The sequence below is a fragment of the Acinetobacter terrae genome (assembly GCF_013004375.1).
Lineage (GTDB): Bacteria > Pseudomonadota > Gammaproteobacteria > Pseudomonadales > Moraxellaceae > Acinetobacter > Acinetobacter terrae.
In genome coordinates this window covers 75,034-89,090 of record NZ_JABERI010000001.1, presented here as the reverse complement: position 1 = coordinate 89,090, position 14,057 = coordinate 75,034, and the positions used below count along the sequence as shown (strand labels likewise).

General features: G+C 40.8%; 19 protein-coding genes. 8 read left to right on the top strand and 11 right to left on the bottom strand.

What is annotated here, in order from left to right; all coding sequences use genetic code 11:
* The first annotated feature begins 3 nt into the window (after positions 1-3).
* Positions 4-555 carry a translation initiation factor IF-3 gene (gene infC, locus HLH14_RS00400; RefSeq protein ID WP_067721967.1) on the top strand — a complete coding sequence of 184 codons (552 nt, stop codon included), beginning with the start codon at positions 4-6 and terminating at the stop codon, positions 553-555.
* A gap of 68 nt (positions 556-623) precedes the next feature.
* Here the strand turns inward: infC and HLH14_RS00395 are convergent, their stop codons facing one another.
* Both HLH14_RS00395 and HLH14_RS00390 read right to left on the bottom strand, forming a co-directional pair.
* The gene (locus HLH14_RS00395) at positions 624-1,022 is read right to left on the bottom strand and encodes an SPFH domain-containing protein (protein WP_067721965.1); all 399 of its coding nucleotides are present in this window, start codon (positions 1,020-1,022) and stop codon (positions 624-626) included.
* Between the two features lie 178 nt (positions 1,023-1,200).
* Positions 1,201-1,659 carry an Hsp20 family protein gene (locus HLH14_RS00390; protein WP_067721957.1) on the bottom strand — a complete coding sequence of 153 codons (459 nt, stop codon included), beginning with the start codon at positions 1,657-1,659 and terminating at the stop codon, positions 1,201-1,203.
* Positions 1,660-1,979: 320 nt separating this feature from the next.
* Here HLH14_RS00390 and HLH14_RS00385 point away from each other — a divergent pair, with 320 nt between their 5' ends.
* From HLH14_RS00385 to HLH14_RS00375, 3 genes are all read left to right on the top strand, one after another.
* Positions 1,980-2,603: a glutathione S-transferase N-terminal domain-containing protein gene (locus HLH14_RS00385; protein WP_067721955.1), complete on the top strand. Its 624-nt coding sequence runs from the start codon at positions 1,980-1,982 to the stop codon at positions 2,601-2,603.
* Positions 2,604-2,712: 109 nt separating this feature from the next.
* A complete protein-coding gene (locus HLH14_RS00380) occupies positions 2,713-2,997 on the top strand; it encodes a hypothetical protein (RefSeq protein ID WP_067721953.1) in 285 nt (94 codons plus the stop codon).
* Between the two features lie 15 nt (positions 2,998-3,012).
* Positions 3,013-3,438, top strand: coding sequence for a YqaA family protein (locus HLH14_RS00375; RefSeq protein ID WP_067721951.1), 426 nt, complete (start codon positions 3,013-3,015; stop codon positions 3,436-3,438).
* 49 nt (positions 3,439-3,487) lie between these two features.
* On the opposite strand, the gene HLH14_RS00370 is transcribed toward HLH14_RS00375, so the two are convergent.
* Both HLH14_RS00370 and HLH14_RS00365 read right to left on the bottom strand, forming a co-directional pair.
* Positions 3,488-4,222: an energy transducer TonB gene (locus HLH14_RS00370; RefSeq protein WP_067721949.1), complete on the bottom strand. Its 735-nt coding sequence runs from the start codon at positions 4,220-4,222 to the stop codon at positions 3,488-3,490.
* Positions 4,223-4,326: 104 nt separating this feature from the next.
* Positions 4,327-5,586 (bottom strand): MFS transporter, encoded by a 1,260-nt coding sequence (locus HLH14_RS00365; RefSeq protein WP_067721947.1) that lies wholly within the window; start codon positions 5,584-5,586, stop codon positions 4,327-4,329.
* Positions 5,587-5,823: 237 nt separating this feature from the next.
* On the opposite strand from HLH14_RS00365, the gene rpmI reads away from it, so the two are divergent.
* Both rpmI and rplT read left to right on the top strand, forming a co-directional pair.
* Entirely contained in the window at positions 5,824-6,018 is a 195-nt protein-coding gene (gene rpmI / locus HLH14_RS00360; RefSeq protein ID WP_067721945.1) for a 50S ribosomal protein L35, read from the top strand.
* 11 nt (positions 6,019-6,029) lie between these two features.
* Positions 6,030-6,389, top strand: a complete 360-nt coding sequence (rplT, locus tag HLH14_RS00355) for a 50S ribosomal protein L20 (RefSeq protein WP_067721943.1) — start codon at positions 6,030-6,032, stop codon at positions 6,387-6,389.
* Positions 6,390-6,463: 74 nt separating this feature from the next.
* On the opposite strand, the gene HLH14_RS00350 is transcribed toward rplT, so the two are convergent.
* The 3 genes from HLH14_RS00350 to lgt form a co-directional block, all read right to left on the bottom strand.
* Positions 6,464-6,835, bottom strand: coding sequence for a hypothetical protein (locus tag HLH14_RS00350; RefSeq protein WP_067721940.1), 372 nt, complete (start codon positions 6,833-6,835; stop codon positions 6,464-6,466).
* On the bottom strand, positions 6,835-7,221 hold the full coding sequence (locus HLH14_RS00345; RefSeq protein WP_067721934.1) for a hypothetical protein: 387 nt from the start codon (positions 7,219-7,221) through the stop codon (positions 6,835-6,837). Before HLH14_RS00345 ends, HLH14_RS00350 begins: the two co-directional genes overlap by 1 nt.
* 82 nt (positions 7,222-7,303) lie before the next feature.
* Positions 7,304-8,116 carry a prolipoprotein diacylglyceryl transferase gene (lgt, locus tag HLH14_RS00340; protein ID WP_067721932.1) on the bottom strand — a complete coding sequence of 271 codons (813 nt, stop codon included), beginning with the start codon at positions 8,114-8,116 and terminating at the stop codon, positions 7,304-7,306.
* Positions 8,117-8,209: 93 nt separating this feature from the next.
* Here lgt and HLH14_RS00335 point away from each other — a divergent pair, with 93 nt between their 5' ends.
* The gene (locus tag HLH14_RS00335; RefSeq protein WP_067721930.1) at positions 8,210-8,992 is read left to right on the top strand and encodes an NRDE family protein; all 783 of its coding nucleotides are present in this window, start codon (positions 8,210-8,212) and stop codon (positions 8,990-8,992) included.
* A 41-nt stretch (positions 8,993-9,033) separates the two neighbouring features.
* On the opposite strand, the gene HLH14_RS00330 is transcribed toward HLH14_RS00335, so the two are convergent.
* From HLH14_RS00330 to tatA, 4 genes are all read right to left on the bottom strand, one after another.
* On the bottom strand, positions 9,034-11,220 hold the full coding sequence (locus tag HLH14_RS00330) for a PhoX family protein (RefSeq protein ID WP_067721928.1): 2,187 nt from the start codon (positions 11,218-11,220) through the stop codon (positions 9,034-9,036).
* Between the two features lie 156 nt (positions 11,221-11,376).
* Entirely contained in the window at positions 11,377-12,156 is a 780-nt protein-coding gene (gene tatC / locus HLH14_RS00325) for a twin-arginine translocase subunit TatC (RefSeq protein WP_067721925.1), read from the bottom strand.
* On the bottom strand, positions 12,153-12,617 hold the full coding sequence (tatB, locus tag HLH14_RS16235; RefSeq protein ID WP_067721923.1) for a Sec-independent protein translocase protein TatB: 465 nt from the start codon (positions 12,615-12,617) through the stop codon (positions 12,153-12,155). The genes tatC and tatB overlap by 4 nt, the downstream gene beginning before the upstream one ends.
* 6 nt (positions 12,618-12,623) lie before the next feature.
* Positions 12,624-12,857 (bottom strand): twin-arginine translocase TatA/TatE family subunit, encoded by a 234-nt coding sequence (gene tatA / locus HLH14_RS00315; protein ID WP_067721921.1) that lies wholly within the window; start codon positions 12,855-12,857, stop codon positions 12,624-12,626.
* A 154-nt stretch (positions 12,858-13,011) separates the two neighbouring features.
* Here tatA and HLH14_RS00310 point away from each other — a divergent pair, with 154 nt between their 5' ends.
* Positions 13,012-13,899, top strand: a complete 888-nt coding sequence (locus tag HLH14_RS00310; RefSeq protein ID WP_067721919.1) for an AEC family transporter — start codon at positions 13,012-13,014, stop codon at positions 13,897-13,899.
* Positions 13,900-14,057 lie beyond the last annotated feature (158 nt).

The following is a 14,057-nucleotide window of genomic DNA, read 5'->3' as shown; positions in this document are numbered from 1 at the left end:
AAGATTAAACAGCCTGACCGTAACCAACAACAAGGTGCTAAAAGCAATCGTCCTGCATTGAATGACGAGATCCGTGCAAAAGAAGTACGTCTCGTTGGTGCTGAAGGAGAGCAAAAGGGCATCGTTTCTTTAGCTGAAGCGTTGCGCGCTGCAGAAGAAGTTGAGCTTGATCTTGTTGAGATCGTTGCTAATGCAGAGCCGCCTGTTTGTAAAATCATGGACTTTAACAAACATTTATTCGATCTGAAGCAAAAGCAAAAAGATGCGAAGAAAAAACAGCATCAAGTTCAGGTTAAAGAGATTAAGTTGCGTCCTGGTACAGACATTGGTGATTACAACATCAAGTTACGTGCAATTCTTCGTTTCCTAGAGGAAGGGAACAAGGTAAAAATTACCTTGCGCTTCCGTGGTCGTGAAATGGCTCACCAACAATTAGGTCTTGCTCAATTACAAAAAGTTGAAGCAGATGTAATTGAATTCGGTACAGTCGAACAAGCACCAAAAATGGAAGGTCGTCAAATGGGCATGCTCATTGGACCGAAACGTAAAAAATAAGCACGCGTTGATCCATTGATAAAAAAGCACTGCCAATGCAGTGCTTTTTTTATGCCTGTATTTTTTATTTATTGCAGAGAGCTACTGTTTTTGCCCGCTTCCACAATTGGAATATTGGCTTCGGTCGGTACATAAATAATTTGCTGAATACGACCATCACGTAAGGCCTCACCAAAGGCACCAATAAATTCTTGTTTACGGTATTCAGGATAATCTTTCGCGGCTTGACCGACTAACTTTATGGCTTCTGCACGCAATTTGGCACTTTCCAATTCTGCTTTGGCGACCTGAACTTGAATCATTTTCGATTGCTCAGCTTCTGCCAATGCTGCTTGACCATCCATGCCTTGTTTCCAAACTTTATAATGCGGCCAACCGAACAGAATCAAAATAATCAGTGTAATAAAACAGATAAAGGCGATTAAGATCGCAAATGGGCCAATATTGGATTGTCTTGAATAATTCATTTTTTACCTGTTTTTCTGCAAAGATAGATTGTCATTTTTGTATTCTTATCTTGCAGTATATTTTAAATTTGAATCACTAGGTTTTAAGATTTGATTGTCGTGTTTTTCATGGACATTATTTTTTAATAGGCAGCCTTAATCATTAAAAAGACCCGTCAATGACGGGTCTTTTTAGCGTTTATTCAGTTTTAGCAGTTTCTAACTGTTCATTGGCTTTACGCCCAATCGGGATTTGGCGCGGCATGGCTTCTTCAGGAACAGAACGCTGCAAATCTATTTTCAATAAACCATTTTCATAATTTGCTTGTTGTACCTCAATATGTTCATCTAAGCGTAACGACAGTTTAAATGAGCGACTGGCAATGCCTTTATGTAAAAATTCAACAGTAGTATCTGACTTTTCTTCAACAGCTTTACCCGTAATTGTGAGTAGCTGATTTTCAAGATTAATCTCAAGTTGATCTTCATTAAAGCCAGCTGTAGCAACGACAATTCGATAGTTGTTATCACCTGTTTTTTCAATGTTATAGTTCGGATAATTGGGTGTGTCGCTTTGCATGGCGTAATCGAATAGATCATTGAAACGGTCAAAACCAATGCTGCGACGGAAGAGAGGAGTAAGGCTGATATTGCTCATTGATATAACCTCTTAATTTAAAAATAATTTTTATAAAAAGATTGCAACTCTGTTATGCATTACATCAACAGTATGAGGAACGATATCTTAAAAGATCATTGCTCTCTGTTATATATTGTACTGTTTTTAGTGCTTTCAAGAATTCAAATTAAAAAAAAATTATAAATTTATAATATTGAATAAAAACAGTTGGTTATATTTAATTTTTTTGTGTTTTAAACTTCAGTGAAGATTAATGATTTATCAATATAAAACATGCTATAAGTATGAGCACAGTTCAATAATGTCATGCAAAACGAGAACGGCAAAAGGTAGAAAACATGATTGATCTATATTATTGGGGAACGCCCAATGGTCATAAAATTACAATCGCTTTAGAAGAAATGGGTTTGGATTATCAAATTTTTCCCATCAATATTATGGAAAATGATCAGTTTCAACCTGATTTTTTACGTATTTCTCCAAACAATAAAATTCCGGCAATTGTTGATCAGGATGGCCCGCGTGGCGAAGCCATTTCGGTATTTGAATCTGGTGCAATTTTACAATATTTAGGGCGTAAAACAGGCTTGTATTATCCAGAGGATGAACAGCAACGTGTTGAAGTTGAGCAGTGGTTGATGTGGCAAATGGGCGGCTTGGGTCCGATGCTTGGGCAGAATCATCATTTTGGTAAATTTGCGCCTGAAAAAATCCCCTATGCAATTGATCGTTATGTCAATGAAACCAAACGTTTGTATGGTGTATTGAACAAGCAGTTGATTGGCCAAAAGTACGTGGCGGGTGAATATTCAATAGCCGATATGGCAATTTTGCCGTGGATTTTGCGTTATGAATGGCAGCAGATTCAACTCGAAGATTATCCATATGTGAAAGAATATGTAGATCGCTTGACCGCACGTCCAGCAGTGCAACGTGCTTTGGCAATTCAAGTAAATGCCTGATGGTAAAAATTGAAAAATGTTTTTTGTGCTAAGATTGCGGAATAACACCGCTTAAATCTCGCAAAAATAAACCACCCGTTGCGGTGGTTTTTTATTGGACCTCATGGCTATGAAAGACTTTTTCTTAAATTTAACGCAGATTATTGAAACAAATAAGAAAATTTATTGGGCAATTATCTTTGGTATTGCAGCTTGCTTATTGTTGTTTATTGCTGAAGTGGTTCATATGCAGTCATTGGCAGAGACGCTAAAAGCCAATGATCCATCGGTATCTAAAGAAATATTTAGTGTGATTGCTCATCGTTATAGTTTGACGCGATGGTTGGTGATGGTTTTATTCATTGTTTGGTCTATTTATGAATATAAATCTACCAAGAAAAAGTTGGGTCTTTAAACCGTTATTCACATAATGCTATCCTACACTTTACTGTTTATTTCTGCCTTTGGCGCAGCGACTTTATTGCCATTACAGTCCGAAGCCGTTTTATTGGCGCTGTTAGCTGAAGGTAGTCATTCAGTTATTGAGTTGCTGTTTGTTGCAAGCTTGGGAAATATTTTGGGTTCCTGTGTGAACTGGTGGCTAGGTTTGCAAATCGAACACTATAAAGATAAAAAATGGTTTCCTGTGTCAGAGCAGAAAATGTTGAAAGCACAGGGAATCTATCAAAAGTATGGTTACTGGTCGTTGCTATTGAGTTGGGTACCGATCATTGGCGATCCGATTACCTTGATTGCGGGCTTGCTCAAAGAAAACTTTTGGTGGTTTTTATTGATGGTCAGTATTGCCAAAGTTGGGCGCTATTTATTTATCTATGGCGCTTTTTCAATGTTTTAAAAAGAGATGCATTGCGCATCTCTTTTTATATCTGAGATCGGTATTTAAATTACTGACATTGATCTAAATTGAATTTTATTTCATCTTTAAGGGTCGATTTTTTATAAATCCAATATTTACGCGGCACATCTACTTTCGCATCTGAGACTGCGCGTACAATTTGTTGGTCTAAAGCGTAAATGCCGGAACCGTTTTTCACTTTTACTTTTTTCACATCGCCGTGTTTATTCACTTTAAAGGTGAATTTCACCGCACGATTGTGTCCGTTGAGTTGTTCAGAGTCGATATCTAAAACGGGTTGAGCACGATATGAAAAGGGTACTTTTTTATCTTGCTGCTGAGCCTGCCAGTTTTTAGAGTTAAAGTTGTATTGGCAAACTTCTGCATCATCCTCTTGGCTTAGTTTAAGGCTAAAGGTTTGATAGCCAATTTGTGCAATGGCAGTATCATTTTCGACATAGGGTTTTACCTGTGCCTCACGAACCGCTTTAATTAACAGATCATCTAAATGTGTTAAGCCGGTACTTTCTTGTACGCTGGCTTTGCTAATACTGCCGGTTTCATCGGCATAGATACGAATAATGGCGCTACGGTTTTGATCTTCTAAATCTTCATTTTTATAGCTTGGACGTGGAAATTTGCTCCACTGAATGCGCGTGGTTAAATGCGCGGGAAGGGCTGCGCTTTTCTGAACCAAGAGTTGTTTTGGTGCTTTAGGTGCAGCGCTATAAGTAGCACTTAACGGTAAGCTGATAAGTAGAGAAAAACACAGGATTTTCTTCATAATTATTTATTTCTTTAATCAAGCCAGAGGTTGTATCGGGAGCGGAGCATGGTGAGTGCGAAGTATTTCCTGAATTAGAAATACTCGCAAGTCTAAAAAGTGAATTAACGTATTTGATCATCACCTTGAGTGATATCTACGCCAAATAAATCATGCGTTTTTGCCCAACTTATCGCAACCACCACCATCGTTATACATCCACCAAATACTGTGGCCATAATGGTACCCATGTATTTTGCGGCTAAGCCAGATTCAAATGCCCCAAGTTCATTGCTGCTTGAGACAAACATGCCGTTTACTGCCGCAACGCGTCCACGCATATTCTCAGGTGGGTAAATTTGTAGGATCGTTTGACGAACTACGACTGAAATACTGTCACAGGCCCCGGTCATGGCTAAAGCAAACAGGGACAGCCACATGTTATTTGAGAAGGAAAACAGCAGCGTGAATACCCCAAAACCTGCTACGGCAAGCAGCATATTGCGCCAGGCATTTTGTGTAGGTGGAAACTTGGTTAGGACAATCATGGTCAATAGTGCCCCAATAGAAGGTGCAGCACGTAAATAACCCAAGCCTTCAGGACCGACTTTTAAAATATCTTCTGCAAAAATAGGCAGTAGGGCAATTACCCCACCAAAGAGAACAGAAACCAAATCCAGTGAAATCGCCCACAGTACAATCTTGGTTTTCCAGATAAAGCGGAAACCATCACCCAAACTTTCGATTAAATTGTCTGTTTCGATTTTGGGGAAGCTACGTTTTTGCAGCAGGTTAATTAAGACAAAACAGATGCTCAGCAATACCGCAACCGATAATAAACTGGTTTCACGACCTAAAAGTGCCAGCATGAAACCACCGAGCATAGGTCCAATAATCACGCCACTTTGCCAACCGATCGTTGTCCATGTTGCACCGTTGGCATAGAGTTCACGTGGAATCAGAAAAGGCTTGAGTGAAGTTGCAGATGGGTTGTAAAAACCACGAATCGTTCCTAAGCCAAAAATAACGGCGTAAATCCCCCAAGACAGTGTATTGACCCCGATTTGACCTAGGCCATAGGCATGAAACAGCCACCACAAAACCACAGGTAAAGGCACGGCAAAGAACAAACAGATTTTCATAATGGTCTGTTTATTAAAGCGGTCTGCAAAATAGCCACCCCATAAAGACAAGGTGATAAATGGAATCGCTTCGGCTAAACCAATTAAACCTAGTGTCAGTGGGTCTTTGGTGATTTGATAAAGTGAATACGCGACAATAATTTCTTGAATTAAAATGGCGAGAGTGAGGCAGAACTGGTTCATCGTAACAATAGAGAAATCACGATAGCGCAGTGCTGCAAAAGCATCCTGTGCGGGAGTCATGTTGGTCCAATATTCTTATGTTGCGATAATTATAATGCTGAATAGTTGAGTTATTAATAAAAACATCTCGTATTCAATAGAGGAAATAAGACTAAAAGAAACGGACGATTGGTTGTGTATTTTAAGGATATTTGCTTTTGTTTTAAGCAAAGATGCTTTAGAATACTGGCTCCCTTACCTGCAGGTCGTTTTTGCAATGGTGCAGACGTTCCGAACAGGTGTTCAAAAGAGGTTGTTATGCCTAAGATGAAAACTCGCCGTGGTGCTGCTAAACGCTTTAAAGCGACAGCTAACGGTATCAAGCGTAAACAAGCGTTCAAACGCCACATTTTGACTAAGAAATCTGCTAAGCGTATTCGTCAATTGCGCGGCTGTGTAATGGTTCACGTAAGTGACGTTGCTTCAGTTCGCCGTATGTGCCCATACCTTTAGGAGATTTATAAATGGCTCGTGTAAAACGTGGTGTCCAGGCTCATCGCCGTCATAAAAGAATTCTTGCTCGTGCTAAAGGTTACTACGGCGCTCGTTCACGCGTATATCGCGTAGCGTTCCAAGCAGTAATTAAAGCAGGTCAATATGCTTACCGCGACCGTCGTCAGAAGAAACGTCAATTCCGCGCTTTGTGGATTGCACGTATCAATGCTGGTGCGCGTCTTAATGGTTTATCGTACAGCCGTATGATCGCTGGCTTGAAAAAAGCTCAAGTGATTATCGACCGTCGTGTACTTGCAGACATCGCTATGCATGATGCAGTTGCATTTGCTGCTATCGCTCAAAAAGCGAAAGACGCATTAGCTGCTTAATCGTCTTCGGATGATTGAAAAAAGACCGCTTTTTAGCGGTCTTTTTTATTTTCATTTGATAAAATATCGATCTTTTAATTTTTATCAAAGCGACGCTTTGGAAATGTCGATAAGGTGAATAAACCAATTGCAGAAAATCCAATTGCTTGCATGGCGAGAATGATTTTATGCTGTATCGGTAATACTGAAATTAAAGTGATGAATGCCATAAGCGGCATAACCAAAATGAGAATAACAAAACCTTTTTTATAGGGATTATCTGCTGCAACTTTTAAGCTCAAAGTTCTTAACCCATGTATGCTCATGCCAATAGCAATACTGATTCCCGTAAACATTGGGGAAAGTTGTTGCACTGTGGAACACAAATAAATCATCACACAGGTGGCAATACAGACCATCAGCTTGATTTGACGGGTACATTTATCTGAATACCAAAATTCCAGCATTATTTTTTCTCGTCTGTAACATCATTTTTATTCAGTAAAGACAAAGGTGAAAATAAACAGATGGCTAAAGCCATAAAGCCAATGCCTTGCGCACCCGGAATTAAAATTTCACCCTCTTTCATCTGCATAAAAATAAGAGCCAGTAATAGCGCAATCGGAATCCAAGTCAGTAGGCGATATAACAATCCGGTTGGATTTTTAGATGCAAAATGGATTTTGCAGTAACGACAAATCAGAAAAATAATACCTGTTCCTAAGAACATGAGAATTGCATCAGGTTTTAGCGGATCCATCCAGTAAAGTATGCCTGTTGCAATCGCAATGACTACAAAGATCATGAGTTTACGGAGGATGGAAACTTTAGGATTAAACCAAAATTCGAGCATAATTTTCTGATAGATAAACGAGCACTGACTGCACTTTAGCAAAAACAAAGATAAAAAAGCGAGGCTTTTGCCTCGCTAAAAATTAAGTATTTTTCTGTGGACCCCAATCATAAATTTTCTTTTGGTAGGCATACCACATCATCCAGAGACCAATCAAAATCATCGGTACAGTCAGGAATTGGCCTTTACTCATCCAGCCAATAAACAGTTGTCCATTGTCCGGTTCGCGGAAGAATTCCACCACAAAGCGTGCAATACCGTAACCAATCAGGAACAAGGCTGAAACGGCCATACGTGGGCGAGGTTTTGAACTGAACCACCACAACACAATAAACAGGATTAACCCCTCAGCCAAAGCTTGATAAAGCTGTGATGGGTGACGCACCAACTGCAGCGGATCGGTGGGGAAAATCATCCCCCACGCAAAGTTTGGATCAGTGACTTGACGACCATAGAGCTCGCCACCAATAAAGTTGCCGATACGACCGAACATCAAGCCAGTCGGTACACAAGGCGCGATGAAGTCCAAAGTCTGAAACCAGGTCATCTTGTATTTCTTGCACCAGAACAGCATGGCAATCATCACACCCAGAAAGCCACCATGGAAGCTCATGCCACCGGTCCATACCTGAAATAGCCAGAGTGGATTGGCAAGGAATTGCTCAAAGCCATAAAAGAACACGTAGCCAATACGGCCACCGACGACCACACCTAAAGCCCCATAGAAAATCAGGTCAGACACCATGTCGGGTGTCCAGCCATCCCGATGTTTGGTGCGATAAGTGGCAAGTCCCCAGGCAAATAAAAATGCCAGTAAATACATCAATCCATACCAATGGACTTGTAACGGTCCCAGCGATACGGCAACTGGGTCAATATTTGGATAGGTCAGCATTCCTGTTCCTTGTGATTCTGTTTTGCACAGATTTTAGCTGAATGTGATGAAAAATGTTGTACATTCAATGTGTAAAGATAAAGAGCACGAATTATGTGTATTGTAGCTTTAGCTTGGCAAGTCTTGGAAGATACGCCTTTATGTCTGATTTCTAATCGTGATGAGTTTTATCAGCGCCCGACCAGTGGTTTAAAAGTTTGGGGAAATAGCCCGATTATTGCCGGACAAGATCTACAGTCTGGCGGAACGTGGATGGGCGTGACTGCATCGGGAAGATGGGCGGTAGTGACTAACTTTCGAGATGCAACCGATAAAAAAACATATCCGACTTCACGCGGTCATCTGATTCAAGCTTTTTTAGAATCCGGTTTAACGCCGATCCGCTTTGCTCAAGCATTAGAAAAACGCCAATGTGATTATGCCGGTTTTAATTTATTGCTCGGTGATCAAGATCAGGCGGTCTATATGAGTAACCGCGGTGAAGCACCTCAGGTTTTAGCCAAAGGTGTATATGTGGTATCCAATGGTTTAATGACCGAACATTGGGAAAAGACTCGACATTTGCGTAAACGCTTTACCCAAGAATTCCTGCCGATGTTGCAGCAGGCTTCTATTACTGAAGCGGATCTTGAATTTACGGTATGGGATATTTTAGAAGATGAACGAAAAATCATTCCTGAACTTCTCCCACAAACCGGTATTAGTGCAGAGATGGAAGAATTGCTCTCATCGACTTTTATTCAAAGCCCCGTTTATGGCACCCGTTGTTCAAATTTTTTAAGAATGAAAAATGATGCCTGGTTGTGGCAGGAAAAATCCCAACAGGGGGAAACCGCAGGGCAGGTTGTAGAAAAGATTATTCCGATCCCAAAATAAGAAATACCGGCATAAAGCCGGTATTTTTAAGATTTGGAAACTTATCCAGCAATCACTCCGCCATCTTTACGGGTAATCACTACCGTTGCTGAACGTGGGCGCGCAGTGGTATTGGTAGGGTCTGTTTGTGTCGCAGGCCAGTGGCTGGTTGCGTTATTATAAGCAGTTGAATCTTCACCAGGGTGCTGAACGTTAATAAAGATGGCTTTGTAGTCAGGCGTCATAGTCACACCAGTAATTTCACAATCTTTTGGACCGGTCAGGAAGCGACGTAGATTTTCATCGGTCACTTTGGCACCCATAAAGGTATCTTGTGTAGCAGTACCTGAAAGCGCAGTCGCTTTGCCACCATCACCCATCGTACCCGGCAATGCAGCCAGCATCATACAGTTGGTCACGTCAGTGTAAGCCCCATCATCTGTTTGAATCCAGAGCACGCCGCGTGGGTCAAACCACATACCATCCGGACTAGAGAAGTCATTATTGTCAGTTAGGCCAGACAGGTTAACATTTTCAAGCATTTGTGCTTCAGCACCAAACAGGTAAATATCCCATTTGAATGTGGTGGCTGTTGTAGTATCTGCATCTTCACGGAAGCGGATAATGTGACCATTCACGTTACCTTTACCGCCTTCTGGATCAGAATAATTACGTGGGTTAGCGGCATCAGTTGTATAGTTGGTACCACGGTTACTGTTATTGGTGAGAGTGACATACACTTCACCATTGTTTGGATTGACTGCAACCCATTCAGGACGGTCCATTTTGGTTGCGCCAACAGCATCTGCAGCGATACGTGCATGCGTCACTACATCGGCTTGGTCTGCAAATGCGTAAGTCGTATAACCAGAAATTGCTGAGTTGCTAGTTGATAGCTCAATCCACTGACCTGTACCATCGGCATTGAATTTGGCAACATACAGTTTGCCGCTATTCATGTATTTATCGCCGGCTGCATAGCCACCATTGACATCTTTTACATCCCATTTCGCATCAGAAACGAATTTATAGATGTATTCACCACGTGAGTCATCACCCATATAGAATGCCAGGTTCTGACCTTCAATAGCACGGCTAGTACGACAGTCTTCATGTGCAAAACGGCCAAGTGAGGTGCGTTTTACAGGGTCCTGACGGCTATCGAATGGATCAATTTCTACAATCCAGCCAAAAGTATTCGGGATATTGCGATAGTCTACATAAGCAGATGCACCTACAACAGATGCATTCCAGCGATCATACATGTCCTGTTGTTCCAGACTGCCTGTTGCTGTTTCCCACTGATAACGCGATTTAGCACCTTGTTTTAGACCATAACGGTTTAATGCTACAACTTCATTTGCGGTGCGCGAACTATCATCTGTTGAATTACGAACAAAGTAACCGATAAAATTTTCTTCAGCAGTCAGGTAGGTGCCCCAAGGTGTATAACCATTACCGCAGTTATTTTGGGTACCACGGGTTTTTACACCAGATGGAGAGAAGCGGGTTGAAAGTAAAGTTGAACCCGCAGCAACGCCCGCAAAAGTCATGGGTGTAGAAGCTGTGATACGGCGGTTGAAAATTGAATTTTTCAAAATTTCAACGGCTTGGGTTTTGCTGTCTTTTTTCAGATGAATGATGGATACGCCATGCGCATTGACTTCACGGATCACTTCATCTTCAGGACGAGGACCCGTTCCCTTATTGGTCGGACCTGTCTGGTGTAAGAAAGTCTGGTTAATGTATTCATGATTCAAAACCAGTAAACCGTGATCTGATTTGCTGTCATCATAACGACCAGTCGTAGTATTTAAGCCAAAATAGCTCATACCATCATGACAGTCACCAGAACGGAACTGAAAACTTGGACCTGAAGGAACATTGCTGTCATCCCATGGACCATAGTATTGATTGATGGAATCACCCAGCGCATAAATTACTTTGGCTTCATAACCTTCTGGAACCGTCACGATATCATTCAAGTTCTTCGCGACTGGGGTAAAGCTCAACTTTGTCGGTAATTTGGTTGGATCAGTAGCTGGAGTTGTTGTTGCCGAGTCACTATCACTATCGCTGCCACAAGCTGTCAAAGTTGAAGCCAAAGTCAAGGCAACTGCACCACTCGCAGTTTTAGTGATGAGGCTGCGGCGTGTAATCGCTTGCTCTAAAATGTCACGGAAATGGACATTGTCAGAAGTATTGTTGTCTAATTCTTGCTCTTCATGATATGGCGTAAAGTCTGTCATGATATTTCCCAAGTATATGGTTGTTATAAAGTTGTATCAAACTTAGGTGAAATATATGACAGCGCGCTGACGTTTAAATGACAGTCTGGTGAAGAAAATAAGTCGCTCTGATGAAAAAAGCAGACCGAAGTCTGCCTAAAAAATTGCTGCCAGCATTTAAGCTGCCCGACGTTTTTCAATCAGTTTGCCAAAGAACAAGCCCATTTCAAATAATAACCACATGGGAATGGCGAGCATAATCATGGAAATTGCATCGGGTGGTGTTACGAACATCGCCACAAAGAAACAGCCGACCACAATAAAGCGCCGTTTTTCGACTAATTGTTGTGTAGAAACCAGACCAATTAAAATAAGGATTAAGGTAATAATCGGGATTTCAAAGGTAAAACCAAACACCAAAAACAATTTTAAGCAGAAAGCCAGGTAACTGTTAATGTCAGTCATTGGCGCAACCGTTTCGGGTGAAACACTAATGAAAAAATGCAGAATCGAAGGCAACGCAACGAAATATGCAAAAGCAATCCCGGCATAAAATAAGCTGATACTGCCAAACAGTAATGGCATCGCTAAAGTTTTTTCTTTTTCATAGAGTGCAGGTTTTACAAAACTCCAGAGTTGAAAAATGATAAAAGGCATCGCCAACATCAAGGCAACAAAGAAATTTAGCTTAAATGGTGCCATGAATGTCGCCGTGACATCAGTGGCAATCATCGATGAGCTAACAGGCAATTGTGCACGTAAAGGTTCAGACAAAAGCTGATAGGTTTGATTGGCAAAAGGCAATAAGCAAAAAAATAATACCAACAGTAAACCGACAATTTTAAACAGATGCCGACGCAAAACCATCAGGTGCTGGGTAATCGGCATTTCTTCAAGATTAGGGGATTGTTGATCTGCAAGGGTAATCGGCAATTGGTTTTCTATTGGAGTGTTCATACTGCCACCTTTAATTCATTTAACTGTGAAATTGGAGGCATGATGTTTAAAGGCTGTTCTATTGACGGCGTAATGCTGCAAGCACTTTGTACGCTTAAATAAACGCACAAAGGTCGATGATGTTTGATAAAAATATAAAGAACGGGAGCATTATTATTGGGTAATGCGTCTGGTAATTGTTTTTCTGTTGCAGGTTGTGATTGTTGTTTTAGTTCATGCATGTGAGCTTGCATCTTTTGTTCTAGCTCTTGAATCCTTTGCATTTCATTTTGCATCTGTTCCCGCAGTTCAGATAAACGCAGCTCTCGGTCAATATCATTTTGTACATTGCTGACCGTACGTTTGATTTTCGCATACCATTTTCCGACAAAGCGAGCAGCTTCTGGAAGCTTGTCAGGCCCAAGCACCAATAAACTAATGATGCCGAAAGCCAGCAGTTCAGTCATACCAATATTAAGCATAACATTTTAGCCTGAATGGGTTTTTACCGTGGAATTAACATCAGAATGACTGGTTTGATGTTCAATAATTTTTGGTTCATTTAATGCTGAGGTAGCTGCTTCATCTTCTTTAATTGACTTTTTAAAATCTTTGACTGCACCACCGACATCTTTACCCAAGTTTTTAAGTTTTGATGTACCAAACAATAAAATCACCACAATTGCAAAAATCACAACGTGCCAAATCGATAATCCTGCCATGTTCTTTACTCATTTTTTATCTAGAACCATCTGAACATTTTGCGATGACAGCAATGTGACTGAAAAATTTCAGTTTAAAGACAAACTGGATTAAAGCTGCTTTTGTGTTTGATTCAGTGCTAGCATATTTCTATTGATCATTTAGGGTAATGTTGTGGCTTTGCTTTTACCACTTTTCGGCTTTTTATGTGGATGGGGACTCGCTTCAACACAATTTTCCGCAACTTTAAAACCACTATTTGCGAGTTTATTAGCCCGATTTTTTATTCCCGTCGTGATTATTTACAACATGGTGTTTTATCAGGCGGGTAGTTTGTGGCTCATTGGTTTTAGTTTTATCAGTTCGGTATTCTTCTTTTGTATTTTTTATTATTTCAAAAAAGATAAATTACGTGCGCTGTGCTTAAGCTATTTAAATGGGGCTTGGTTGGGGTTTCCCTTTGCCTTGGCATTATTTGGCCCGCAAGCCAGCAGCATAATTGTGGCTTTATATATTGGCGGCTCTTTGTTTGGCAATGTTTGTGCGGTCATGGCAGTCAGTCAAACCAGGCAAAATTCAAAATTTATTATTAAAAATGTTCTGCTTTCTCCACCCGTAATTGCCTTAAGTCTAGCCGCTATTCTGTCGATCTGGGATTTTACAGCCTATGAGTCGCATCCATGGGTGCAGTGGTTTTATCAAACCAATAAGGTCTTGGTCACATTTACCGGGATGTGCATTCTTGGCATGTGGCTAAGTAAAATTCGTATTGGTTTGAGTGATCTAAAACAGAGTCTATTGCTGATCAGTAGCAGAATGTTTTTAGCTATTTTTGTGTGTTTGGCAGCTTATTATGTCTTACCGATTCCACATCAGCAGCTGACTTATGCTGTTATGTTTATGTTCTTTGCCTTGCCACCTGCAGCCAATATTGTGGCTTTAGAAACGTATTACCAGGGCACAGGACATTCAGCGAAATATATTGCATCAGGGACGATTGCCAGTACGATCTTGATAGGAATTTATGGCGTGGTGCTTCATCTTTTATTACCCTCCCTCTAACTCCCTCCCAAAGGGAGGGAGAGCATCGATTTAAAATTATGCTTGGATTAAACCACATATGATTCCCTGTCCTGAGCAAGATTTAAAGCGATGCTTTAAATCTTAGCGCAAGTGAGGGTTAGGGAAAGGTTCTTCAATTTTAACAAGTCAAAAACCGA